The sequence below is a fragment of the Marinifilum sp. RC60d5 genome (assembly GCF_052400665.1).
In the GTDB taxonomy this organism is placed as follows: Bacteria; Bacteroidota; Bacteroidia; order Bacteroidales; family Marinifilaceae; genus JBQTGK01.
In genome coordinates this window covers 320962-345400 of the sequence record NZ_JBQTGK010000001.1, presented here as the reverse complement: position 1 = coordinate 345400, position 24439 = coordinate 320962, and the positions used below count along the sequence as shown (strand labels likewise).

Annotated in this window: 22 protein-coding genes and 2 tRNA genes; 11 read left to right on the top strand and 13 right to left on the bottom strand. The window is 33.8% G+C overall.

The features are described 5' to 3' along the window. Positions 1-8: 8 nt before the first annotated feature. The 4 genes from ACT3CE_RS01400 to ACT3CE_RS01385 form a co-directional block, all read right to left on the bottom strand. Positions 9-176 carry a DUF5522 domain-containing protein gene (locus ACT3CE_RS01400; RefSeq protein ID WP_444707978.1) on the bottom strand — a complete coding sequence of 56 codons (168 nt, stop codon included), beginning with the start codon at positions 174-176 and terminating at the stop codon, positions 9-11. After that, entirely contained in the window at positions 177-647 is a 471-nt protein-coding gene (locus tag ACT3CE_RS01395; protein WP_444707977.1) for a nuclear transport factor 2 family protein, read from the bottom strand. It abuts the gene before it with no gap. Continuing rightward, the gene (locus tag ACT3CE_RS01390) at positions 640-2094 is read right to left on the bottom strand and encodes an LptF/LptG family permease (RefSeq protein ID WP_444707976.1); all 1455 of its coding nucleotides are present in this window, start codon (positions 2092-2094) and stop codon (positions 640-642) included. Before ACT3CE_RS01390 ends, ACT3CE_RS01395 begins: the two co-directional genes overlap by 8 nt. Before the next feature lie 177 nt (positions 2095-2271). Then, positions 2272-2646: an START-like domain-containing protein gene (locus ACT3CE_RS01385; RefSeq protein ID WP_444707975.1), complete on the bottom strand. Its 375-nt coding sequence runs from the start codon at positions 2644-2646 to the stop codon at positions 2272-2274. A 332-nt stretch (positions 2647-2978) separates the two neighbouring features. On the opposite strand from ACT3CE_RS01385, the gene ACT3CE_RS01380 reads away from it, so the two are divergent. From ACT3CE_RS01380 to ACT3CE_RS01370, 3 genes are all read left to right on the top strand, one after another. Further along, a tRNA-Met gene (locus ACT3CE_RS01380) sits at positions 2979-3052 on the top strand. A gap of 337 nt (positions 3053-3389) precedes the next feature. Continuing rightward, positions 3390-3463: transfer RNA gene (locus tag ACT3CE_RS01375), tRNA-Met, on the top strand. A gap of 109 nt (positions 3464-3572) precedes the next feature. Further along, a complete protein-coding gene (locus tag ACT3CE_RS01370; protein ID WP_444707974.1) occupies positions 3573-4082 on the top strand; it encodes a DUF4494 domain-containing protein in 510 nt (169 codons plus the stop codon). A 108-nt stretch (positions 4083-4190) separates the two neighbouring features. Here the strand turns inward: ACT3CE_RS01370 and hemH are convergent, their stop codons facing one another. From hemH to ACT3CE_RS01345, 5 genes are all read right to left on the bottom strand, one after another. Next, complete coding sequence (gene hemH, locus ACT3CE_RS01365; protein WP_444707973.1) at positions 4191-5201, bottom strand: ferrochelatase; 1011 nt, start codon at positions 5199-5201, stop codon at positions 4191-4193. A gap of 116 nt (positions 5202-5317) precedes the next feature. Then, complete coding sequence (gene hemF, locus ACT3CE_RS01360) at positions 5318-6211, bottom strand: oxygen-dependent coproporphyrinogen oxidase (RefSeq protein ID WP_444707972.1); 894 nt, start codon at positions 6209-6211, stop codon at positions 5318-5320. 21 nt (positions 6212-6232) lie between these two features. After that, on the bottom strand, positions 6233-6544 hold the full coding sequence (locus ACT3CE_RS01355) for a DUF6787 family protein (protein WP_444707971.1): 312 nt from the start codon (positions 6542-6544) through the stop codon (positions 6233-6235). Between the two features lie 167 nt (positions 6545-6711). Beyond that, positions 6712-7104 (bottom strand): hypothetical protein, encoded by a 393-nt coding sequence (locus ACT3CE_RS01350; protein ID WP_444707970.1) that lies wholly within the window; start codon positions 7102-7104, stop codon positions 6712-6714. A gap of 22 nt (positions 7105-7126) precedes the next feature. Beyond that, on the bottom strand, positions 7127-8731 hold the full coding sequence (locus ACT3CE_RS01345) for a peptide MFS transporter (protein WP_444707969.1): 1605 nt from the start codon (positions 8729-8731) through the stop codon (positions 7127-7129). A 321-nt stretch (positions 8732-9052) separates the two neighbouring features. Here ACT3CE_RS01345 and ACT3CE_RS01340 point away from each other — a divergent pair, with 321 nt between their 5' ends. The 3 genes from ACT3CE_RS01340 to ACT3CE_RS01330 all read left to right on the top strand — a co-directional run bounded on the left by ACT3CE_RS01340 (position 9053) and on the right by ACT3CE_RS01330 (position 13473). Then, positions 9053-10564 (top strand): NAD(P)H-hydrate dehydratase, encoded by a 1512-nt coding sequence (locus ACT3CE_RS01340; RefSeq protein WP_444707968.1) that lies wholly within the window; start codon positions 9053-9055, stop codon positions 10562-10564. A gap of 63 nt (positions 10565-10627) precedes the next feature. After that, entirely contained in the window at positions 10628-11770 is a 1143-nt protein-coding gene (locus ACT3CE_RS01335; RefSeq protein ID WP_444707967.1) for a DUF4831 family protein, read from the top strand. A gap of 239 nt (positions 11771-12009) precedes the next feature. After that, a complete protein-coding gene (locus ACT3CE_RS01330; protein ID WP_444707966.1) occupies positions 12010-13473 on the top strand; it encodes an aminoacyl-histidine dipeptidase in 1464 nt (487 codons plus the stop codon). An 88-nt stretch (positions 13474-13561) separates the two neighbouring features. Here the strand turns inward: ACT3CE_RS01330 and ACT3CE_RS01325 are convergent, their stop codons facing one another. The 3 genes from ACT3CE_RS01325 to ACT3CE_RS01315 form a co-directional block, all read right to left on the bottom strand. Beyond that, the gene (locus tag ACT3CE_RS01325) at positions 13562-14017 is read right to left on the bottom strand and encodes a DUF2062 domain-containing protein (protein ID WP_444707965.1); all 456 of its coding nucleotides are present in this window, start codon (positions 14015-14017) and stop codon (positions 13562-13564) included. A gap of 115 nt (positions 14018-14132) precedes the next feature. Then, positions 14133-15251, bottom strand: a complete 1119-nt coding sequence (locus tag ACT3CE_RS01320; protein ID WP_444707964.1) for an alanine racemase — start codon at positions 15249-15251, stop codon at positions 14133-14135. 58 nt (positions 15252-15309) lie between these two features. Beyond that, a complete protein-coding gene (locus ACT3CE_RS01315) occupies positions 15310-16725 on the bottom strand; it encodes a nicotinate phosphoribosyltransferase (protein ID WP_444707963.1) in 1416 nt (471 codons plus the stop codon). 172 nt (positions 16726-16897) lie between these two features. Here ACT3CE_RS01315 and ACT3CE_RS01310 point away from each other — a divergent pair, with 172 nt between their 5' ends. From ACT3CE_RS01310 to ACT3CE_RS01290, 5 genes are all read left to right on the top strand, one after another. Further along, positions 16898-18346, top strand: coding sequence for an MFS transporter (locus ACT3CE_RS01310; protein WP_444707962.1), 1449 nt, complete (start codon positions 16898-16900; stop codon positions 18344-18346). A 141-nt stretch (positions 18347-18487) separates the two neighbouring features. Continuing rightward, positions 18488-20035, top strand: a complete 1548-nt coding sequence (locus ACT3CE_RS01305; RefSeq protein ID WP_444707961.1) for an MFS transporter — start codon at positions 18488-18490, stop codon at positions 20033-20035. 121 nt (positions 20036-20156) lie between these two features. Next, a complete protein-coding gene (locus ACT3CE_RS01300) occupies positions 20157-21521 on the top strand; it encodes an MFS transporter (protein WP_444707960.1) in 1365 nt (454 codons plus the stop codon). 198 nt (positions 21522-21719) lie between these two features. Beyond that, on the top strand, positions 21720-22346 hold the full coding sequence (locus ACT3CE_RS01295; RefSeq protein WP_444707959.1) for a hypothetical protein: 627 nt from the start codon (positions 21720-21722) through the stop codon (positions 22344-22346). 74 nt (positions 22347-22420) lie between these two features. Then, a complete protein-coding gene (locus tag ACT3CE_RS01290; protein ID WP_444707958.1) occupies positions 22421-22960 on the top strand; it encodes a DUF6515 family protein in 540 nt (179 codons plus the stop codon). A 49-nt stretch (positions 22961-23009) separates the two neighbouring features. Here the strand turns inward: ACT3CE_RS01290 and ACT3CE_RS01285 are convergent, their stop codons facing one another. Beyond that, the gene (locus ACT3CE_RS01285) at positions 23010-24281 is read right to left on the bottom strand and encodes an adenylosuccinate synthase (protein WP_444707957.1); all 1272 of its coding nucleotides are present in this window, start codon (positions 24279-24281) and stop codon (positions 23010-23012) included. Between the last annotated feature and the right edge of the window lie 158 nt (positions 24282-24439).

Below are 24439 nucleotides of genomic sequence, written 5' to 3'. Positions count from 1 at the left end.
ACTTAGTATTATTCTTTTAAAGTTCTGTTTCCTTTTGTGTGTTTAGGAAAATACGGACAATGTTTACATCCGTTTCCACAACAATAGCCTCTTTCGCTTAAATACTTTTTGGTAAGTATTCTGTATCCATCAGGGCTCATATAATAATCTATATCCGGTTTTAAATCGTCGAACATTTAATTTTGTTTTACTTGTAAAAATTCTTGCATGCTCTCGTTTTTAATGGTAACCGACAGATGATAGTGGGAGATTTTGTAATTTCCATTTTCTACCACTATTACTCCGGAACCTCTGCATACGCCCATCCATGTATTTAGTAATTCATCGAACCAAATGGTATTCGTATCCGAAGAATAATATATTTTACGATCGAAAGGTGTAAAGTTCCAGGTAGTTCCTTTATCGAAAAAAGGTTTACAGAATTGATAAAACTCTTCTTTGGTCCACTTTTCACTGGGATCGGTGCCTATATAGATGGCATCTTCGCTCATTGCTTTAAAATAGTCATCTAAATTTGCACTGGCTGCATCTTTATGCCAGTTGTCTATTAAATTGGTAACGATACTTTCTTTTTCAGTTTTATTATTTTTACACGATGAGAATAATAAAAATACGCTTACCAGATATAGTAAAAAAAATTTAGGCATTTTTTTTCTTGAAAAATTTCAATGGGTTAATTTTTTTAAAGAAATCAATATAATTTTCGATGTTAAAAAATGTTGAGTCGGTAGTTGCTTTATAGGTTAGAATAATTCCTAAAGGAAGAATTATTATTGATGATATCCACATACCCAGAGCTGGGTTCATAACCAATTGTTTAGCAGCACGCTCGCCAGTCATTGAAATTATATAGTAGAAGATAAAGAACAATACGGATATAATAACAGGCATTCCCAATCCTCCTTTTCTGATAATTGCACCAAGAGGGGCACCAATAAAGAAAAACACTAAACATGCAAAAGGTAAAGTGAATTTTCGGTGCCATTCGTTAGTAAATCGTTTAAGATATTTTTCTTTAGCTATAAATTCACCTTCCTTACGAGATGTGTTCTCTCGTGTTTTTCGTGCAAAGGTTAAGGCATTACTCACCGATCTTAATTGTTTATCTAATGGAATAACATGAAAAAGCGAATCTACGTTTTTGGTTTTTTTTAATAGCTCTTTTACTTTAATAGAGTCTTTTCTAAGTTTCTTGACATCTTTTTTAAAATAATTTTTGGCAATTAATCCTTTTATAAAAAGACCTTTCGATTTGTTTAGTACTTTATTTAAAGAATCCTCTGAGTGTTGTAATTGCCTTAAATTAAGCATTCTGTAGTTTTTATTGTATCGATCTTCGTCACCTCGCTTTAATTTATTACTACGAAGAGGAACATTGGTTTCGTATACGCCAAATTTAATTCTACGTGAAGGATGCTTTTTGTTTCTCGATTTCACCTTAACCTCTTCATACATGTTTCCACTATAAAGTGTTAAGGTCATATTTTGATTATTCTCGGAGGTTACCATTGTTCCTGAGTCAGCAATAGTAACATTTGTATTTCCTCTTCTATTTCTATGATCGTAAATTAGCAGATCATACATCATTCCTGTTTCTTTATTAATTGGTCCAACCTTAATGCTAAAGTTGGGCAGGTCATTGGTAAAAATTCCTTCTTTCAGAATTAATTCTGGTTTCTGATTTTTAATATCCAATAGTAATGATGTTGTTTTTAACGAGGCGATAGGCATTACATAGTTGGCAAAGAAAAAAGCACTTATGCTAATGCTGACAACAAGAATTGTTAAAGGTTTCATGATTCTTTGTAGCGAAATGCCTGCCGCTTTCATGGCAGTAAGCTCGTAGTTTTCGCCCATGTTGCCAAAGGTCATAATAGAGGCTAAAAGAATAGCCAGCGGCAAGGCCATTGGAACCAATGTTGCCGAAACATAAAATAAAAATTCACCAATTACGGTCCATTCTAATCCTTTACCAACTAATTCGTCGATATATCTCCATAAAAATTGCATTAGTAGGACAAACATGCAAACAAAGAAAGTGAAGGCTAAAGGGCCTAAAAAACTTTTAAGGATAAATGAATGTAATCGTTTCATTCTAAATATATTTAAATTGAAATAGGAAGTCTGCAAATACAAAAAATGTAAACAGATTGTTTCAATAGTAAAAACAGCACCTAAAAAATAAGACCAATAACATGAAGAAACTGGTCTCATAAGCTTACAAAAATAAGCTAATTTATTTAGGTTTTATTGATATGAAGTGTTAAAAAATCATATCCCTAATACATGTTTTAACTCAGAAATTTGAGAATCCCAAAGTTCGATACTCTCGTCAATTTCATCTTCGTCGGCGAAATCGGTAATTATGAGAGACAAATCATTTGTAAGTGCGTCAATTTCAATTTTAAATTCAAAAAAGCTTTCTTCATCTTCACTATCCAACCAATGGAATCGGATAAGACGATTGTCTTTTTTTGTTAGAAGTTCTGCTTCCTGTTCAGCGCCATCCCACAAAAATTTATAGATATTTCCTTTTTGATTAACGTCATCAGCAAACCATTCGGACAAGCCGCTTGCACTACTAAGACGATCGAAAACAACTTTTGTAGAAGCTTGAAGTACGTATTCCAGTTCAAATTTTTTCATTGATTTGGGGCATAAATATTTAATGATAAAATAGGAAAAGCCCTATTTTAAGCTAAGCTATTTAAGTATTAAAAATAACACTAATATAATGAAATGTAAGTCAATACTTAAAAATTGTTGCAAAGATACTTAAGAATTATTGAAATATAAAAAACCTTATTAAATTCTTTGTTTATTTATATACTGTTAATTCTTCTCAATATCAAATATTATTTAAGTTAAGGGATGATTTTACAAAAAATAAATTTCTAAAAATAATTGATTTGAGAAAATCATCTGAATTGTTTTTTTTTAACAAAAAGGATTCTATATTTGCAGCCTGTTAGAAAAACGGCGAGGTAGCTCAGCTGGTTAGAGCGCGTGATTCATAATCACGAGGTCGGCGGTTCAAGCCCGCCTCTCGCTACGCAAGAGGAAACGATGAAAATTGTTTCCTCTTTTTTTATAATTAGGTTTGAATCTACTCCTAACTTTAAAATATAATATCTTAAGTGTAAAAAAGTAGATTCGGAACAATTGCCGACTCTAGAAAGAAGAATTTCTAGATTAAAATATGGGTTTAATTAAACGAATAGTTAATAACTCTGTGAGTTTAAATAAATTTTTTATTTTTTTTTGATCTGTAATATTTCTGTAAAACAGAGACTTTAATATATGAAGTCAATTATCATGAAATATTTTAAGGGAAAAGATTTTTTTTAGAAATAAAATGCATTTATATTTGCACCGCAATCAAGCAAAACGGCGAGGTAGCTCAGCTGGTTAGAGCGCGTGATTCATAATCACGAGGTCGGCGGTTCAAGCCCGCCTCTCGCTACAAAAAAAGGAAAACGATGAAAATTGTTTTCCTTTTTTTATGTGCATTTGTTTGAGTAAAATTAAATCCTTTATCTTTGCTATCCTCTAAAAATATAAACATCTATATCATGACAAATAATTGGTTTGAATGCAAAGTAAAATACGTTAAAATTGACGAAGTATCTGGAAAAGAGAAGAAAGTTTCTGAGCCATATTTGGTGGATGCAATGTCTTTCACAGAGGCGGAAGCACGAATTCACAAAGAATTAGAACAAATGATTAGTGGTGAATTTAATGTAACCAATATTAGTAAGTCTAATGTTATAGAATTGTACCCAAACGAAAATGGCGATCGTTGGTATAAAGCAAAAGTTTCTTTTGTTGATGTTGATGAGGCATCTGGGAAAGAGAAGAAAACGAATCAGTATATGTTAGCAGAAGCTAATAATGTGAAACAGGCTTATGAGTTTTTAGAAGAATGCTTAAGTGATATGATTGTACCTTTCGAAATTCCTGCAATTAGTGAAAGTCCTATTATGGATATTTTTCCATTTTTTAGTGATGAGGTGAACGAGGAGATTCCAGAAAATTTAAAGCCAATTTCGGAAATCGAACCGAATGAGAATGACTTTGAATAAATGCCAGTGAAATATAAAACAAAATAGCTTAATTTAATCAAAGGAATTAAGCTCTTTTGTTTTATAGTTGGTTTATGAAGTGAATGATTGTATTTATAAATTACAATTTTATTTAAGAGCTAAATCTTTAAGTGCTTGTATCCATTGAGGATGATCGTTTAAACTTTCTACCAACACTAGTTCTTCGCCACCATTTTCTTTGAATAATTCGCCATATTCCAGACCTATTTCAACTGTGGTTTCCAGACAATCGGCTACAAATGCCGGGCTAAAAACCATAAGTTTTTTGGCTCCATTTTTGGCTAATTTCTCAACTATTTTATCTGAAAATGGTTCCAGCCAGTTTTTATCTAATCGAGATTGAAAAGCGACTGTATATTTTTCTTTGGGAATATTTAATTTTTCGGACAATAATCTGCTCGTCTCAAAACAAGTTGCTTTGTAGCAATAGTAATCGGTATCAGGATTAAATTGTTTATGGCAATTACATTTGTGGCAGTTTCTTTCTGGGTGAACTTTATTTATTTGTCGGATAGGTAAACCATGATAGGAGAAAATAAAGTGATCAAATTGGTTTAAATTGTACTTATTTGCATTCTCTGTAATTGTATTAAGATATCCTTCATGGTCGAAAAATTGATTTACCAATTTAACTTCAGGAATTACCTCCCAATTTTTGATAATATTCATCGCTTTCTCAAATGTTGAACCTGTTGTTGAGGAGGCATACTGAGGATACATGGGAAGAATGACAAGGCGATTGGGCATATCTTGTCGGATATTTTCCAAAATCTTGTCCATTGAAGGTTCCTGATAGCGCATTGCCAGCTCTACGGTGTAATTATCATCCAATTCTTTTTGGAGTAGTTCCTTTACTTTTTCGCCATAGATCATTAATGGAGAACCATCTTTGGTCCACAATTGCTTGTAAATTTTTGATGAACCTTTTGCGCGAAAGGGAACAATAATAAGGTTCACTAAAATTTTTCGCAATAACCACGGAATATCTATAACTCTTTTATCGTTTAAAAACTCGAAAAGATAAGTTCGAACATCCGAGACATTAGGACTTTTTGGAGTTCCTAAATTTAGAAGTAAAATTGTGGTTTTCTTTGGCATATAAAATAGAATTCAAGCGAATTTAAATAATAAGTATCGATATAAATATCTGGATTGTTAAATTAATATTTTTTCTTTGACATTGAATCAGAATCTAAAAAATAGAATGGATTTGCTTAGCCGATCCAGTTTATTCCTTTTCTTAAAAGCTGACAAGTTTTTTCTTCTCTAGAACCTTTCAAAATTTCATATTGGTAGGTCCATTTTACTTCCGGAGGCATACTTACAAGAATTGATTCGGTTCGTCCATTGGTATCTAAGCCAAATTGAGTTCCTTTATCTAACGCCAGATTAAATTCTACATATCTGCCTCTGCGATGTAATTGCCATTCTTTTTCTTTTGCAGAATAAGATTTATTGGTATTTTTAGTCATAACTCTGCAGTAAAGTGGCGCAAATAAATTGCCAATATCCATTACAAAGCTAAATATTTCATCTTTACTCATTCCCTTATCATCATTTAAATGATCGAAGAAAATACCGCCTATTCCTCTTGTTTCTTTTCTAAATGGGATATAAAAATACTCGTCGGCCCAGGTTTTAAATTTGTTGTAAAAATTTTTGTGATAGCGATCGCAAACTTCTTTTAATTTGACATGAAATTCCCGGGCTTCAGTTTTATCTATGTATATAGGAGTTAGGTCGATACCACCGCCAAACCAAAAAGTGCCATCTTCTAATTCAAAGTAGCGCACATTCATGTGTACAATTGGAACATGTGGATTTTCGGGATGTACAATTAAAGAAACTCCTGTAGCATAAAAATTATCGGCATTTAGCTTTAATTTGTCTTTAATTTTATGTGGAAGCTTACCGTGAACTGCAGAGAATTGAACGCCACCTTTTTCAATAATATTACCATTTTTAATTATTCGGCTACGACCACCACCGCCACCTTTTCTTTCCCATTTATCTTCCTGGAATAAAGCTTTTCCATCATTTTTTTCTAAAGCCTTACAAATTCTATCTTGTAGTTCTTTAAATCGTTCTGCTATCTGTTCTTTATTCATAAATTAGGTTAAGGTTTGTTGTTATACTGATTTTTTAACTGCTTTTTTTTTAAAGAACCTACCTATCATTTTTTTTTCAAAATTCCAGAAAAAGGGAAATTGCCCCAGCAAACTTCCTACTATCAGCAATAAAACCTGATAAGTTGGTGTAATAATTAGAATGCTTAAAAGAATTCGCAGCAAGATGTGAGTATCAGAGCCTATGGAAAAATATTCGAAAATAGGATTTCGTACTAGTACCGAAAGACTTCCGGTGACTGAGAATGTTATGAGAATTAAAATCAATTGAATATTGGACGTAATATTCCAGCGCTTTTTAAGTTTTTCAAACATGAAAAGTTATTTAGAATTATTTTAGATAAACAAATATAATATAAAATACCTTTTAGTCTGAAATAGGGAGGAGAATTTTATTTGATTTTATAAATGGACTAAATAGTTAGGCAAAAACAAAAAAAAAGCTGCCTAGTGAGGCAGCTTTTACACAGAAAATTATTTTTCTAAAGTTTAGATAAATTATCTTCGAAAAGTTTTGTTGCTTTTTCAATTTCAGAATGTTTAGCTTTTAATACTTCCTGATATTTCTTTTCGTAACCTTTGATTTTTTTACCTTTTTCAGCTTTTTCTTTTTCTTCTTGAATGTCAGAATTGATTTTATTAACAAGTTCGTAATATTCTGAAGCTACTTTTTTAAGTTGGTCAAATTCAGAATCTTCTTCACCAACTTTTTCTTTAGAAATAACTCCATCTACTGATAATGTTGAATAAAGATTATTGAAGCGATTTAGCTTATTAATACAATTGGTTACATCTTTCTCTGCTTCAACTTTTCCACAGGCAACGAAAAAAAGAGAAAGTATAATTATACTAAAGATATTTTTTAATCTTTTCATTTTTCTTCTAGTTTAAAATTTATTACTCAGTAATTTTTTCTAGCCATTTAACCATGAATAGCATAGTGAACATTGAGATTGCACAAGCGGCAACAAATACACACCATGTCATCCAAATTGGAATGCTTTCGTAAAGAATTGCACCAATAAATAAAAGTTGATTACCAACAGCTGTTGCACCTAACCAACCACCTTGCATAATACCCTGATATTGTGGAGGGGCTACTTTAGATACAAAGGAGATTCCCAATGGGCTAATAAATAATTCAGCAACGGTAAGAATAAAATAAGTTCCGATAAGTAGCATTGGAGTAGCTTTGGCAGCATCAGATAAAGGACTGCTTTCTACTTGTGAGAATAATGGTAAATCGAAAGATCCTATAGCCATAACTACATAAGCTAGACCAGCAATGAACATACCAATTGCAATCTTTTTTGGTGTTGATGGTTCTTTTCCTCGTGCGCTTAACCATCCAAAAATACCCATAATAATAGGGGTAAGAATAACAATAAAGATTGGATTAATAGATTGGAAAATTTCTGCACCTTGTATCGATGTAAATCCTAAATCAATTTTAATACCACTTAAATCAGTATAATCGCGGGCAAACATTGTTAAGGTTAATCCATTTTGATGAAATGAGAACCAGAAGAAAATTACAACCCCAAATACAGCTAATAAAGCATACATTCTTTGTTTAATTTCTTTTACTGACATTTCTGGTACACTACCATTGTTACCTTTGTTATTGGCAGCATCTTCTTTTGATAGTGGATTAGGGAATTTTCCTTTATTAACAAGATAGATTACTAAAGAAATAGCCATTGCAATAATTGCGCAACCAAAAGCGTAATGAAATCCAGTGTTAAAAACATTAAGGTATTCTCCTGCAAATTGTGTTAAATTAGATGCCTTGCTTACAGTTACTTCGTTTGCCAGATTTTGGAAAAGACTTGTTGGGTCTAAAGAATATACGGATTCAGCTGCTCCCTGAGCTTTATCTAGTAGTCCATTACCCATAACACGGGTAGTTTCCAAAGTTCCTTCAATTTGCTTGTGACAAAGAGCTGGAAGATTTGCATTATATGCTAGAGCGTGTTTACCTAACCACCAGTTTCTAATTGCAATTGCAGTAAAAGGAGCAAAAATAGCACCAACATTAATAAACATATAAAATAATGAAAAACCAGAATCTCTTTTGCTATCGTATTCAGGGTTATCATACATTTGACCAACAAGTGCTTGCAAGTTACCTTTAAATAAACCGTTACCAAAAGCAATAACAAATAAACCTATACATGTAAGTGTTAGATACAATGTTTTGTTTGGAACAGGAGTTGGTGTTGGTATTGCAATAGCTACATAACCAAGTGCCATAACAATTAGTCCAGTAAGAATAACGCCTTTAAAATTCTGTAATTTATCAGCAATAATACCTCCTACAAATGCTAGAATGTAAATTGAAAAGTAAAATACAGAATAAATAAGACCTGCATCTGACCCGTTAAGGCCAAATTTTGCTTGCAAGAATAAGACTAGAATTGCCATCATGGTGTAGAAACCAAAACGTTCCCCCATGTTTGCCAATGCTGCCGGAATGAGTCCCTTAGGATGTCCTTTAAACATAAATGTTAGTTTTAAATTATAATAGTTAAGTTTTAGTTATAAGATTGACAAATATATAGAAAAAATCAGAAGTCTATAATGATTTGTAAGCAGATTATAGGAATTTAAATCGTTTTCGTAAGCAGAACTAAATTTCAAAAGTTTAGTATCTTTGATATGAAAGCCTGAGATAATTAATGTTTCGTGAAAAAAATAAGTTTAAAAATAGGATAACGAAATGCTAAGTCTCTGATTGTTCCTGTTTATCGTAAAATGTGAGAAGAGGATTGATCGAAATATTTATGCTTGCTTTTTATGTCTAAAATCTAAAATAATAAATAGATGAAAATCTTTCCATCAGCACGGGTTGCCAAAATAGATGCTTATACTATCGAAAATGAACCCATTTTATCGATCGATTTAATGGAGAGAGCAGCGGGTAAACTTCTTGATAAAGTAATTGAAGAATTTCCTGCTCCTCGTAACTGTAAAATATTTGTAGGTCCAGGAAATAATGGTGGCGATGGTTTGGCTTTGGCCAGACTACTGAATCAGAGTAGTTACTCAGTTGAGGTTTATATGCTAAATATTACTAAAAAACTATCGACTGATGCAGAGATAAATCTGCAAAGGTTAAAATTGATTAAAACGATTGATATTTATGAATTGGCTTCAGCAGAAGCCATGCCTTGGGTTTTTCCGGATGATATTGTAATTGATGCAATATTTGGTTCGGGTTTGTCGAGGCCTCTTAGTGGAATTGCCTTAGAAGTAGTGAAGGCGATTAATGCCTGCGAAGCAAAAGTAATTGCCATTGATATCCCATCAGGATTAATGGGAGAAGATAACTCGAATAATAATAGTCATGGTATTGTTAAGGCTGACCTTACTTTAAGCTTTCAATTTCCGAAATTAGCTTTTCTTTTTCCTGAGAATGCAAAATATGTTGGAGAATGGAGCGTTTTACCTATTGGTTTGCATCCTGAGATCATTAGAACAGAACCGACTATTTTTAAAATGTTGACGCGCGAGTTTGTAAAATCTTTGTTGATTCCACGAAAAAAGTTCGATCATAAAGGTAGCTATGGACATGGATTATTAATTAGCGGAAGTTATGGGAAAATGGGTGCTGCAGTCTTGGCTTCCAGAGCAGCCTTGCGATCGGGAATTGGTTTGTTAACATCGCATATTCCTCGTTTGGGTTATGAAATTATGCAAACAGCGGTTCCCGAAACAATGGTGAGTATTGATCGGTCAGATCTTATTTTTACAGAATTTCCTGAACTTGAACAGTTTAAAGCAATCGCGATTGGTCCGGGAATTGATAAGAAACAGAATTCATATCGCGCCATGATTGATTTACTGGAAGCCGTAAAAGTACCAATGGTTGTTGATGCCGATGCAATAAATATTATTGGTGAGCATTCTGAATTAAAAAATAGTTTACCAATGGGTTGTGTGTTTACGCCGCACATGAAAGAATTTGAGCGTTTGGTGGGAAAATCAAAGGATGCTTATACGAGAAATTGTATGCAACGTGAATTTGCCAAAGCACACGGAATTACAATGGTTTTAAAAGGAGCGTATACTGCCATTGCATGTCCCGAAGGAAGCTGCTATTTTAATCCAACAGGAAATCCGGGTATGGCAACAGCAGGAAGTGGCGATGTGCTAACAGGAATAATATTATCTTTGCTTTCGCAAGGATATCCATCGAAAGTGGCTGCCATTATTGGAGTATATTTACATGGATTAGCTGGTGATTTGGCTGCTGAAAAAATTGGTTTAGAGGCTCTTACTGCGAGCGATATTGTTAATTTTTTGCCAAATGCCTGGTTGGCGCTAAAAAAATAATAAAATTACTTTAGTGATATTGATATAGAAGTGTAATACTATTTCGCAAAAAAAACACACAAAATGAATAAAAACATCTTTAAATTATTAATTGCATTTTTAATTGTTGCAGGAACAATTAAAAATACAGATGCTCAAAAAAGAAGAACTTTAGATACCCCAAGTACAGTAATTTATGCATTACCGCAAACAGTATTAAAAGTTGATGTTATTGCAAAGAAAACCATTCTAAAGAAAGGTCCTTTTGCCGATTATGCTCAAAAATATTTAGGTATTTCTGATATTGTAAAAGCTAATGGAACCAGTTGGCAGCTTATTTCTGCCGAATTAACAGGAAAAGGAGAGGTTGATCCGCAGCAGTTTCATAAAATAGTTACTTCGGTAGATTATGAACCATCTTTAGTGTCTTTAACACCCGAAGGCCTAATCAGAGGTTTTAACTTAAAAAATAATCGCTCAGAAGATATAGAGCGTGAGGAGATTGTTTTATCTAAGGATGATGTGAATATAGAATATGGTAAATTTTCTATCGACCCGATCATTAAATACAAAGAGGATACTATTTATAAAGTTGTTGAAACAGATACTGCTTTTGTAAAAGTTCCGGTATTGGAAAAACAGGCCTTAACAAAGTCGCTGGAAGAAAAAGCCGAAGAAGCAGCTCATGAAATTTTTAAATTGAGAAAAAGAAGATTTAAGATTTTAACAGCCAATTATGAGGTTCTTCCTCCCGATGGAAAAGCATATCAAATTATAGTCGATGAATTGGCTAAGCTCGAAAATGAGTATCTATCTCTGTTTATAGGTAAAAAAGTTAGTGTTCATAAATCTTTTCAATTTTCTTATGTACCTAAAAAAGGAGAAAATGGAGGTGTTATTTTTCGCATGTCGCCACAAAATGGTCCTGTTGATGTAAGCGATTTAGGCGGAAGACCAATTCGTATTGATTTTAAAAATAGGAATACGACTGAGGAGTTAACAATTTTGCCAACAGCAGGTACCGATCCTCAAAAACAAATTAAGTATCGAATTTCTGGTATGGCCGATGTTACCATTTCAAATGGTAAAAGTACTCTGCTAAAAAAGCGCATGCCAATTGCTCAGTTTGGAAAAATTGTGAGTATGCCTGCCGAGGTATTGTTAAACGAAAATTATGCTATTGAGTTTTATCCTGATCTAGGATCCATAAAGAATGTAAGTAAATAAAAACTTGAAAGAATAGTATTCAGGCTAAAGTTTGAATGCTTAATATTAAAATATAGAAAACCCAAATTTCGAATTCCACAATTGGATTTTGAAATTTGGGTTTTGAAGTTTTTAACCGTTTTCTTAAAAAAACTTAATTCAGATTCTCTTTTTGGGATTCTCTTTCTGCCTTTCCTAAAAAATATTACCTTTAGTCCTCTTAAATAATAAACATTAAAATTTAACGGAGGAAAAATATAATGAGCAAAGAAATTTTAAGCCTCGAGCCTAAGGCAATTTGGGAAAATTTTTATTCACTAACTCAAATACCACGTCCATCGAAGCATGAAGATGCAATTCAGGATTTCATGATGAAATTTGGTAAGGATTTGGGTTTAGAAACCATCAAAGATGAAATAGGAAATATCATAATTAAAAAGCCAGCTACACCTGGTTTCGAAAATCGTAAAGGTGTAGTAATGCAAGGGCATTTGGATATGGTTCCTCAAAAAAATGCAGATACAGATCACGATTTTGAAAAAGATCCGATTACTGCTATTATTGATGGTGACTGGGTAACTGCCGATGGTACTACTTTAGGTGCAGATAATGGAATGGGTGTGGCTGCAGCAATGGCTGTTTTGCAGTCTAGCGATATTGAGCACGGACCAGTTGAGGCTTTGTTTACCGCTGATGAAGAAACAGGAATGACTGGTGCTTTTGGTCTTAAAAATGATGTTCTTGATGGTGATATCCTATTGAACATGGATTCGGAAGATGAAGGTGAACTATATGTAGGTTGTGCAGGTGGTATCGATGCCAATGTAACAATGAAATACAAAGAGGAAAAACTTGAGAAAGGTCATGTAGCTTATAAGCTTTACATGAAAGGTTTGAAAGGTGGACACTCGGGAATGGAAATTATTTTGGGTCGAGGAAACTCAAACAAATTATTGTTCCGTTTCATAAAATTTGCAACAAAAAACTTTAAGTTAAAATTAGCTTCGGTTGATGGAGGATCTCTTCGCAATGCAATTCCTCGTGAGTCGTTTGCTGTTGTTGCTGTACCCGAAAAATACAATGAGAAATTCTTAGCTGCAGTGGCCGAGTTCGAAGCTACTTATAAAGCCGAACTTTCTGCTGTTGAACCAGATCTGGTATTCTTTGCAGAAGCTACTGATGCTCCTAAAAAGGTATTCAAAAAGAAATCTCAAAAGAATCTTACTAATGCTATTTATGCTTGTCCTAATGGTGTTATTCGCATGAGCGATGATATGCCAGGATTGGTAGAGACTTCATTGAACCTAGCTCGTGTATATAGCAATGATGGAAAAATTATTGTGCAAGCATTAATTCGTTCATCAGTAAATTCGGCTAAAGATGATTTGGCACAAATGGTAGCTTCTACCTTCGAAATGGTAGGAGGAAAAGTGAAATTAGAAGGTGAATATCCAGGATGGAAACCAAATATGGAATCTCCAATTTTAAAAACAATGCAGGAGGTTTATAATAATAAATTTGGCAAAGTGCCTGAAATTAAAGCAATTCATGCAGGTTTAGAGTGTGGTTTGTTAGGTGCTGTTTATCCAAATTGGGATATGATTTCATTCGGACCAACTATCCGTTTTCCTCACTCTCCAGATGAAAAAGTGAAAATTGATACTGTTGTTAAATTCTGGGATTTTGTAGTAGAAACTTTGAAGCATATTCCAGTAAAAGAATAAATAAATCAATATCGATTTATCAGGGGACGTACAAATGTGCGTCCCTTTTTTTTGATGTACAAAGTGTGCTAGTGGTAGGTCTTAGGTGTTATTTTGATCTGAATATTTTTAGAAGGAAATAAATTGTAATGAAAAAAACTGTACCAACTGCTATACTCACAATAAAAGATCCCAAAGCAAACTGCAAATAATTCTCACCTAAAGTTTTTAAATTGGTAAGGTCTGGAACTTGATTTTGAAATTTACCATATAAAGTAAACGAGCCAGCTTGATATCCTGCTAACAGAATTAGCGGGATGAGAGGAGGAATGCTGCTTAAATTGACGCTTAACAGTACTAAAACCTTATTTAAACGAAAGACTAGTGCTAAAGCTATTGCCAAAGCTGTCTGAAAACCCCATGCCGGTGAGAATGCTAAAAAAGCACCTAATGCCAAAGAGAGAGCAATTACATAGTTAGAGTTATCGGCAGCAGTAATCTCCGAAACAATAGTTGTTTTTATATTGGAAAATTTAAATTTCTCGATATACGCTTGATAATTCATTTGTTTCATCTTTGTTTATCAGGAAACAATTTAGATTCTGAAATGTTCGCTTTCTGCACTTGTTTCTTAGTATTTTGGTGATGTTTTGTAATTTTTTTAACCTACCTGTAATTGTTTATTGACAGCTGTTCATTGTCTTGATCCAATTTCCATCTGTAGAAAGATATTCTTTCATCAAGTTAGCAGTCATACATGAATGAATAGGTAAAATTCCAATTAAATCTCCAATTGTAAATTCATCGAACAGCATATCGCTGCAGCGGATAATTCCATGTTCCTGAGAAAGTTCAGCTAAAAATCCACCACCTAAAATTTCACTCCAGCCATTTTCTGTTAGGCGAACAATGCTTCCAAATAATTTAGTGCCTTCTTCGTCGGCTTTGATAAATTCTTTAGAAAAATGTACGCCACCTCCATAAATAACCAATTCGTTACGGTCTATGTTTCTAGCTATTACCGGACAAGCCATAGCAACAGCAATTTGGTCTTCGTCGCATGATCCAAGTACATATTGCATGATATCAAAAAATACAAAGTTGCCAGGACGAATCTCATCTATCCCGTAAAATTCTTCGCTGATACTGCATGCAGGGGTATCTCCCAAAGAGATTTCCAGATTAGGAATATCTTTACGAAATACATCCTTAAGTTCATTTAAATCGAGTAGGGTTTTGCTATGATTCTTATGAATTTGGTTTTGATCGCTTGCTTTGTAATTGTGTCCGGTATGAGCAAGAAAGCCTTTGCAATTTAAATTTTTAGATTCCTTAATCAAGTCAAGTAAAATTTGAATGGAACCAATCGCCTCGCTTGGAAGTCCACAACGATTATAACCGGTATCTACTTTAATATAAACTCCTACGGTATTGATTAGTTCTGAATCTAAAAACAAAATGCTTTCTCTTGATTCTATCAGCAGGTTTAACTGGATTTTAGCCGATAAATCATTTATAAGATCAATTTCACGCACATTTACCGGAATGGCTACAGTAATGTCTGTCCAGCCATTATCAGCAAAATATTTTGCCATGCTAAGCGACGATACTGCTATAGACTGCACACCTCTTTCTTTAAACCATTTACCAATTTCGGCCGACTGATGAGTCTTAAAATGAGGTCGTAATCGGGTGTTGGTTCGTTTAGCTTTGGCAATCATATTATCAATGTTAGCAATACATTTTGCTTTATCAATTAATAAAGTTGGCCTAACTATTTTGGTGTGCAGTGCATTCATAATTTTGTGGGTTGCAAATTGTAAGTTTCTAATTTTAAACTTACAGCCTTTGCTTAATTTAAATTTTACTTCTAATTTCTTTTAGCATGTTATCTCTTAAGCTCATTAAGTTTTTAGAGATACCAACTTTATAAATGTGAGGGCTAATAAATCTTTTGTGACCATCGGGGAGTTGGGCAAATCGTTTTTTTAGATAAGAATTAATTTCTCCCGGAGATTGTTCTTTAATCAGGATTTTACCATTTTCCATTACCAGTTGAGTAAGTTCTTCCGATGTGTAATTGGAAACATCGGTATTTTTATCTTTATGAAATGGATGATAAAGTTTATCCAGATTATTTTCATTGCTCAGGATAATTCCATCTCGAAAAAATAAGCCATCAGAATCAAGGTATCTAATTAATTTCTTTTTCCCAGGCATGGTAATTTTCTCGATGTTTTCTGAAATTTTCAATCTTGGAATTTCATTGTTTTCAACAAGTTTGTACACTCCATCTAAAGCACCTGTATCTTGTCCTGTTACCAATTCGGTTCCAATACCATAGCCATCTATTTGTGCTCCTTGTTCGTTCAAACTTTTAATTACATATTCGTTAAGTTGGTTCGAGGCAAATATTTCAACGTATTCAAGATTTGCATCATCAAGCATTTTTCTGGCTTTTTGGCTTAGGTATGCTAAATCGCCGCTATCTAATCTAATTCCAATTAAACGATAACCTTTTGCTTCTAATTCTTTAGCAATAATAATTGCATTGGGAACACCTGATTTTAAAGTGTTATAGGTGTCAACCAAAAGAACTGTACTTTCGGGATTTATTTCTGCGTATTTTCTAAAGGCATCTATTTCTTCATCGAAACTTTGTACCCAGGCATGGGCTTGAGTTCCACTAACTGGAATACCATAATTAAAGCCACTGTAAACATTCGATGTGGAATCGGCGCCGCCTATTACTGCTGCGCGACTAGCATGTATTCCTCCTAATCCCTGAGCTCTTCGTAACCCAAAGTCGGAAAATGTTTTATCGCCAATAACGTTTCTTATTCTGCATGCTTTCGTTGCAATTAAAGATTGAAAGTTAAGATAGTTTAATAAAAGTGTTTCTATTAGCTGAGCTTCAATTATATTTCCTTCAACTCGCACAATGGGTTCGTTTGGGAATACAATTTCTCCTTCGCGAACGCTGTATACCTTAGCTTTAAACTGAAAAGTTTCTAAATATTCCAGAAACTCATCGCGTAATCCTGCATTTCGCAGAAATTCGATGTTTTCTTTATTGTATGTAAAGTTCTGCAGAATTTTTAATAAATCGTAAAGTCCAGCAAAAACCAAGTAGCCACCTTTGTAAGGATTTGTTCGGTAATAGTAATCGAATACTGTATTTTCATTCCCTTTGCCGCTTAGGTAATATCCCTGAGCCATAGTTAGTTCGTAAAAATCAGTATACAAACCAGAGTTTTCCGTTAGTGTATTCATCGGATAATATTAAAATTAAATCATCCCAAATATAAGGATTATCTGCATTGAAACTCTGAAATATGGAATCAATATGAATAAGTTACAGCTGATAAATGCTTTTTGTTCCTAACTGGATTAATCTTACTTTAGCGTCGCTTAAACAAATATAAAATACTAACATATAAATAATATGACTGAAAAAATAAAACAGAGTCTGCGTGACTCTAAAGCCGCAAGATGGTCTGCATTGGGAATAATTTCTATCACAATGTTTGCCGGATATTTCTTAACCGACGTTATGTCTCCATTAAAACCAATGCTCGAATCAGAGTTTGGCTGGTCGAGTACTAATTATGGAATTTTTACAAGTGCTTATGGTTGGTTAAATGTATTCCTGTTTATGCTTATTTTTGGAGGTATTATCCTCGATAGAATGGGTGTTCGTTTTACCGGCTTAATGTCATCGGGTATTATGGTTTTGGGAGCTGCAATTAAGTTTTGGGCAGTTACAAATCCTACTCTCGAAAGTAGTACTATGTTTGGAATTCATACGCAGGTATTTTTAGCTTCGGTTGGATTTGCAATTTTTGGTGTTGGTGTTGAAATTGCCGGTATAACCGTATCAAAAATAATTGTTAAATGGTTTAAAGGATACGAAATGGCATTTGCAATGGGTATGCAAATGGCTGTAGCCAGAATTGGAACCATGCTCGCAATGGTTGCTCCAGTGCCTTTAGCAATGTACTTTTCCAATGTTCATACACAAGTTGAAAATGGACAATTGGTTGAAAAAATGGGGCCAAGTATCTCGGCACCGATTGCTTTTGCCTTAATTTTACTAGTAATTGGGTTTATAGCATTTTTTATATATGTATCTATGGATAAAAAGTTAGATGCATCCGAAGCTGTAGAAAGTAATGAAGAAAAAAAATCAACTACATTTAGTGAATTAATGACGGGTATTTTTTCAGATTTATTACTAATTGTTCGAAACAAAGGATTTTGGTTAATTGCTATTTTATGTGTTTTATTTTATTCATCGGTTTTTCCGTTTATAAAATATGCTGCCGATCTAATGGTGAATAAATATGGTTTAGATCAAGAAGTGGCAGGTAGTATACCTGGTTTGCTACCATTGGGAACTTTATTTTTAACACCTATTTTTGGGGGTATTTACGATAAGCTGGGAAAAGGTGCAACCATAATGATTATAGGAGCAGTTCTTATTTTATTTGTTCACTCTATTTTCTCTTTACCTATATTAAACTATTGGTATGTTGCAGTTGCATTAACTATTATTTTAGGAATTGCATTATCACTTGTTCCTTCGGCAATGTGGCCATCGGTACCAAAAATTATTCCTGAGGAACAGTTAGGTACAGCTTTCTCTTTAATCTTTTGGATACAAAACTGGGGTTTAATGGGAATTCCATTGTTAATTGGTTATGTGTTAGATCAATCTAATCCGCAAGTAGCATTAGCTAAGGCAAACGGAACAGAGATACCTTTATACGATTATACTAATCCAATGTTGATTTTTACAGGACTGGGATTTTTGGCCATTATAGTTGGATTTTTATTGAAGCGTGAAGATAAGCTTAAAGGATATGGTCTTCAGTTACCAAATATTCAAAAATAAAAATTGCTAAGATATTTTAAAAGCCACTTTCGAGTGGCTTTTTTCATGCAGGCAATCAAGAGGGTTATGGTTTGTTTTTTTCTTCATTTATCCTAATTTAGTAGCCGCTAAAACCTATTTTAACTTTAAAATATAACAAAAATGACAGAAACTTTAAGAAGAACATTGCGCGATTCTTCAGCAATGAGATGGGCAATGTTGATTCTCCTTTCGGGATTAACTTTCAGTACTTATTGGTTCCAGGATTTCTTTTCTGGTTTGAAAGGTTTAATGGAAACCGAAATGGGATTTTCCAGTGAAGAATTTGGTCGAATATTAGGCTTGACTACTATTGCTAATATGTTTGGTATGATTATCATTGGTGGTATCATGCTCGACAAGTGGGGAATTAGAGTTGCAGGTATAGTATTCGGTGGTATTGCAGTTCTTGGAGGTGCAATTTCCGCAATGGGTGCTGCTGGTTTATTTGGTGCAGATAAAAGCACCATGTTAAATGCTATTATTGTGGGTCGGATTTTATTCGGATCGGGTCTTGAAGTTGTTTGTGTGGTTGCAACCAGAACTATTGTAAAATGGTTTAAAGGATACGACCTTGCTTTGGCAATGGCCATAAATATGGGATTTGGTCGACTAGGAAGTGCTATGGGTACTGCTTTGTCACTTGATATTGCTGGTGGTCACGTTTCTCCTGCTGTTACTTTTGCTGCAGGTTTAATAGGTTTGGCTCTTATCATGTTTTTAATTTACACCGTGTTCGATGTTAAATTAGATAAGCAGGAAAAAGCCATTAGCTCGGAAAAAAGTGGTGAAGTATGCGATACCGATGAGGATTTTAAATTTTCAGATTTAATTACTTTGCTTCAGAATAAATCATTTTTATACATTGCTCTGCTTTGCGTAACATTTTATGCAGCTATTTTCCCATTTATGCAGTATGCACCCGATTTGTTGATTAATAAATTTGGGTTTACTCAGGATTTACCTCAGGCTGGTGAGGTTTTATTATGGGGAAGTAAGGCATTTGGTGCTGCAAGTGTTTATATTGTATTCTTCCTGTTTGCAATATTGTTTGCCGTTGTACCAAATAATTTTGAGAATAAGCAAACTAAGGCCATGTTTAAAATTGGTGCTTTAGTGGCATTTATGGCCTATTTATTTGTAATGAAAGATATTCTGGCTATCTGGTTGAATAATGGTGCTAAAACAGCAAGTTTAATTCCTTTAGGAACAATTATATTTACTCCAATTTTCGGTAATATTGTTGATAAAAAAGGTAAAGCGGCATCGCTAATGATACTTGGATCATTATTACTGATTTTTGCTCACGTATCTCTTTCGGTTCTGCATAATGTAATAATTGCATATTTCGGATTATTAAGTTTGGGAGTTGCTTTCTCGCTAGTGCCAGCAGCTATGTGGCCATCGGTTGCAAAAATTGTAGCTGAAAATCGATTAGGAACTGCTTATGCTACCATGTTTACACTACAAAACTGGGGCTTAGGCTTATTCTTTTGGGGAATTGGTGCTCTGCTCGATTTTGTAAACAAGGGAGTTCCTGATGGTCAGCCTAAAGATTATACAATTCCAATTCTGGTATTGGTAGGTTGTGGTGTAATTTCTATTTTCTTATCGTTCTTACTTAAAAAGGCAGATAGAGATCAAAACTATGGTTTAGAGTTACCTAGTTAGTTATTGTCAAAGTAATTATAATTCTATTTTATTATATTCAAAAGCTGTTCTACGGAGCAGCTTTTTTTATGCCGTTTCAAAAAGCTTTCGTATTTTCGAAAGTTCAACTAATACTAAACTAATGAATACAGAAGCTTTAAAAACCTCATTACGAGATTCCGTAGTAACTCGATGGGCAATGCTGATAACTGTCGGATTTGTTCTTGCAGCAAACTATTACTTTTACGATGCTCTTTCTCCTTTAAAATCTACTTTAACCAAAGAATTTGGGTTTACCAGTACCGATTTTGGATTATTCGTTTCGGTCTATTCTATTCCCAATGTATTTTTTTTAATGGCCGTATTAGGTGGGATTATTCTGGATAAACTGGGAATTCGAAGAACTGGATTCATGTTTGTTGCCTTTATGGCTTTTGGTGCCTTGATTACAGCGTATGGTGCCAGTGATTTGTATCGAAACGATGGTTTCGGCTATTCACTTATGTCTTCATTTATGACCGGTTATTCTCCTGAATTAAAAATGATGCTATTGGGGCGATTTTTATTCGGATTGGGTGCTGAAACAAGTATTGTTGTAATTAGTAAAATAATTGTAAAATGGTTTAAAGGCAAAGAACTTGCATTGGCATTTGGTGTAAAATTAGGACTTGCCAGAACCGGATCATTCCTGGCATTTAATCTATCTCCTGTATTAATAGAATCGGAGTCTGGATGGACTACTGCAATTTGGTTTGCGGCATTTTTAGTTCTGTCAGCTTTACTTGTATTCATGATTTATATGATGTTTGATTTGAAGCTCGATAAACAAGTAAAACAAGAGGGATTGCTTTCCGCAAGTGATGAGTTTCATATTTCAGATATCACCAAACTGTTAACAAATCGTTCGTTTATATATGTTACGTTATTGTGCTTAACGTTCTACTCAGCAGTGTTTCCATTTTTATCCTTTTCTTCAGATTTTTTCTTGAATAAATTCAATCTATCGATAAAGGAGAGTGGTTTTATTTCTTCCATGTTACCAATTGGAACTATGATTTTTACTCCTTTATTTGGCTTTTTTGTTGACAAATATGGAAAAGCAGCTTCACTAATGATATATGGTTCATTGATACTTGTAGCTGTACATTTAACATTCGCATTCACAGGATTATCTCCTTATGTGATGATGGTAATTCTTGGATTGGCTTTCTCATTGGTTCCAGCTTCAATGTGGCCATCAGTTGCTAAAATGGTTGATGAGAAGCGTATTGGTTCTGCTTATGGATTAATGTTTTCAGTTCAGAATCTTGGCTTATGGGCATTCCCTATTTTGGCAGGCATGGTGTTAGATGCTACAAATACAGAAGGTACTGAAAATCTGGATTACACATTTACAATGATCATGTTTGCTTGCCTTGGTATCATTGGATTGGTGTTTGCTCTTTTACTGAAGCGTGAAGATAAAGTGTCAGGTTATGGTTTAGAGTTGCCATCGAATAGTAAATAATACTTATTTCTTATTGATATAGAAAGCTGTCTTTAATAGATAGCTTTTTTTTGTGCCTGATAACAAGTAGGGTAGCATCTTATTGTAAATAATTTTAGATTGTGAGGTAGGGAAATGCTACAGTTATGCGTTTTATTTATACAATGGTCGCTTTGCAACCATTTGAGATAAATTGCATCTGATAATAAAAAAAGCACTATGTATATAAAATATAGAATTCTTTGTTTTGTAGTCATCCCTTTTCTTTCATGTTGTTCCACTGGTAAAAGTATTACCAATAATGATAGTGACGGGAATATTAATTCAACTCATATAGGCTTACAATTTTCAAGAAATGGGGATTGTTGTTTTGAAACCAAAAAATGTGACGGAATTTGGGATCAGAATAAACAATCTGTATTTCTGTCAGGACTGCTTATTCGTAAAAATAGCACGGGGACTGTGGAACAAATAAATATTTCCATTGAAGGTATAGATCTTGAAAATACTCAGTATCCTCATACTGTAAGTACTGATTTTGATGAAGCAGCAATTGTTGGATGGTACAATGAACAAGAAGTACTTAAGGAAAGATTACTTTGTGCAGATTCCAGTAATTCTTGCGAATTTCAAGGAAATGTTAAGAGAGATAAAATGAGATTAGTCCTCACTAAGTTTCAAAATAATGTGTTGGAAGGAAGATTTGAAGGGCGAATATTTTTAAAAGGTACGGGTAATGTAAAGTTTGTTAAAACCAGTGAATACAAGGACATAGTTGGAGGATCGTTTTGTATTAATTTGAAGGATTCATCTTCTGAAAAAAATATGATTGCGGATAAAAGATAATAATTTAGTGCATTTAAACCTTTCTAATGAAAATGTGTCTAACGAAACACTAAGTTGAATAAAAATCAATTATTATGGGGAATTTTATTAAACTAATAGCAGTTTTTCTGTTATTAACAGGAGGAGCATCGATATCTAATAAATCGTTTGCTAAAAAAGTGCATCGAAAGGTGGTTGTGGTAAAACACAAAAGGTATAAGAAATATCCTGCTAAAGGTGCAGTTGTTGTAAGGGTGAATACAGGAAAAACGCTTAGGCATAAGAATGTTGTTTATTATAAATCCAATGGAATATATTATCGCAAGCAAGGTGTTGGATACAAGGTAGTTGCAGCTCCTGTAGGTTGTAGAATTAAAGTGTTGCCAAAAAATCATGTTCGTATTGTGATTCATCGAAAACCATATTTCTATCACTATGGTACTTACTATGTGGTAAAAGGAAGGGAATATGTGGTTGTTCTTCCTCCAGTGGGAGTTCAGGTTGATGATTTACCTGAAGGATATGAAATTTTAGAATTAGATGGAAAAACTTATTATATAGTAGATAGGGTGTACTATAAGAAAGTTTTTCTCAAAAATGGGGATGTTGTTTTTGAAGTAGTAAAAACAACATAAATAAAAATCCCGCCATTTGGCGGGATTTTTATTTTATAATAAATCTTGATTAATCAAGAGATCTTTCAATTGTCTGAGCTCTGTTAGGACCAACAGAAACAACTTTTACAGGTACTTCTGTCTCTTTCTCGATAAAGTCGATATAAGCGTTAAATTCCTCTGGAAATTCATTCTCATGAGTCATTCCTGTCATATCAGCTTTCCATCCTTTAAATTCGGTGTAGATCGGCTCAATATCTTCAGTCATTTCATAAGGTACATACTCAACTTCTTTACCATTAACTTTGTATGAAGTACAGATTTTGATGTTGTCAAAATTGTCCATTACATCCGATTTCATCATGGTTAATTCAGTAACACCATTAATCATGATAGAGTATTTTAATGATACCAAATCTAACCATCCACATCTTCTTGGACGACCAGTAGTAGAACCATACTCATTACCACAATCTCTTAGTTTCTGACCATCTTCGTCGAATAGTTCGGTTGGGAATGGTCCCATACCTACACGAGTACAGTAAGCTTTAAAAATACCAATTACTCTTCCAATTTTGTTAGGAGCTACGCCTAAACCAGTACAAGCACCTGCACATACAGTATTCGAAGAGGTTACAAAAGGATATGAACCAAAATCAACATCCAGTAGTGTTCCCTGCGCACCTTCAGCAAGAATCGATTTGTTTGCTTTTAACGCATCATTTAAGTATTGTTCGCTATCGATTAATTGGAATTCGCTTAAAACCTTAATTCCTTCGAACCATTCGGCTTCGTATTCCGAAATATTGTATTCGAACTCATAAAATTTATCAAGCATCTGACGGTGCTTGCTTACCAATGCATCGTATTTTCCTTTAAAATCACTATTGATATCACCAACACGGAGTCCATTTCTACCCGTTTTATCCATGTAAGTTGGGCCTATTCCTTTCAAAGTAGAACCAATTTTAGATTTTCCTTTTGCTGCTTCGGAAGCGGCATCCAGAATGCGGTGCGATGGCAAAATAAGATGAGCCTTTTTCGATATGAATAGTGTTTTAGACAAATCGACGCCTAATTTTTTAATTCCTTCAATTTCTTTCTTGAAGATTACAGGATCGATTACAACACCATTACCAATTACGTTGATTTTATCATCGCGAAATATTCCTGAAGGAATCGTATGTAATACGTGTTTAATTTCGTTAAATTCAAGCGTATGTCCGGCATTTGGTCCGCCCTGAAAACGGGTAATTAAATCGTACTTTGGGGTTAGTACGTCCACAACTTTTCCTTTACCTTCATCTCCCCACTGGAGTCCTAAAAGCACATCAACTTTCATCTGTCTAATAATTTGATTAAATCTTACATGTATATATCCGCACCTGTTTTTTCAATCGGATTTATAAAACGGTTCGGTTCTCGATGTTAAATCTTGAAGGTTGGTTCCAAGTTTTAACAGTCAAAGGTAGTAATTATTTTTATTATCGATCCTAGAAA

Bases quoted from the DNA above. Each gene is read 5' to 3' on its own strand.
- ACT3CE_RS01315 (WP_444707963.1), bottom strand. From the start codon at position 16,725: ATGAATACACTAACGGAAAACTCTGGTTTGTATACTGATTTTTACGAA.
- ACT3CE_RS01285 (WP_444707957.1), bottom strand. From the start codon at position 24,281: ATGAAAGTTGATGTGCTTTTAGGACTCCAGTGGGGAGATGAAGGTAAA.
- ACT3CE_RS01305 (WP_444707961.1), top strand. From the start codon at position 18,488: ATGACAGAAACTTTAAGAAGAACATTGCGCGATTCTTCAGCAATGAGA.
- hemH (WP_444707973.1), bottom strand. From the start codon at position 5,201: ATGCCAAAGAAAACCACAATTTTACTTCTAAATTTAGGAACTCCAAAA.
- ACT3CE_RS01340 (WP_444707968.1), top strand. From the start codon at position 9,053: ATGAAAATCTTTCCATCAGCACGGGTTGCCAAAATAGATGCTTATACT.
- hemF (WP_444707972.1), bottom strand. From the start codon at position 6,211: ATGAATAAAGAACAGATAGCAGAACGATTTAAAGAACTACAAGATAGA.
- ACT3CE_RS01370 (WP_444707974.1), top strand. From the start codon at position 3,573: ATGACAAATAATTGGTTTGAATGCAAAGTAAAATACGTTAAAATTGAC.
- ACT3CE_RS01335 (WP_444707967.1), top strand. From the start codon at position 10,628: ATGAATAAAAACATCTTTAAATTATTAATTGCATTTTTAATTGTTGCA.
- ACT3CE_RS01350 (WP_444707970.1), bottom strand. From the start codon at position 7,104: ATGAAAAGATTAAAAAATATCTTTAGTATAATTATACTTTCTCTTTTT.
- ACT3CE_RS01390 (WP_444707976.1), bottom strand. From the start codon at position 2,094: ATGAAACGATTACATTCATTTATCCTTAAAAGTTTTTTAGGCCCTTTA.
- ACT3CE_RS01330 (WP_444707966.1), top strand. From the start codon at position 12,010: ATGAGCAAAGAAATTTTAAGCCTCGAGCCTAAGGCAATTTGGGAAAAT.
- ACT3CE_RS01345 (WP_444707969.1), bottom strand. From the start codon at position 8,731: ATGTTTAAAGGACATCCTAAGGGACTCATTCCGGCAGCATTGGCAAAC.
- ACT3CE_RS01290 (WP_444707958.1), top strand. From the start codon at position 22,421: ATGGGGAATTTTATTAAACTAATAGCAGTTTTTCTGTTATTAACAGGA.
- ACT3CE_RS01355 (WP_444707971.1), bottom strand. From the start codon at position 6,544: ATGTTTGAAAAACTTAAAAAGCGCTGGAATATTACGTCCAATATTCAA.
- ACT3CE_RS01400 (WP_444707978.1), bottom strand. From the start codon at position 176: ATGTTCGACGATTTAAAACCGGATATAGATTATTATATGAGCCCTGAT.
- ACT3CE_RS01300 (WP_444707960.1), top strand. From the start codon at position 20,157: ATGAATACAGAAGCTTTAAAAACCTCATTACGAGATTCCGTAGTAACT.
- ACT3CE_RS01320 (WP_444707964.1), bottom strand. From the start codon at position 15,251: ATGAATGCACTGCACACCAAAATAGTTAGGCCAACTTTATTAATTGAT.
- ACT3CE_RS01395 (WP_444707977.1), bottom strand. From the start codon at position 647: ATGCCTAAATTTTTTTTACTATATCTGGTAAGCGTATTTTTATTATTC.
- ACT3CE_RS01295 (WP_444707959.1), top strand. From the start codon at position 21,720: ATGTATATAAAATATAGAATTCTTTGTTTTGTAGTCATCCCTTTTCTT.
- ACT3CE_RS01325 (WP_444707965.1), bottom strand. From the start codon at position 14,017: ATGAATTATCAAGCGTATATCGAGAAATTTAAATTTTCCAATATAAAA.
- ACT3CE_RS01310 (WP_444707962.1), top strand. From the start codon at position 16,898: ATGACTGAAAAAATAAAACAGAGTCTGCGTGACTCTAAAGCCGCAAGA.
- ACT3CE_RS01385 (WP_444707975.1), bottom strand. From the start codon at position 2,646: ATGAAAAAATTTGAACTGGAATACGTACTTCAAGCTTCTACAAAAGTT.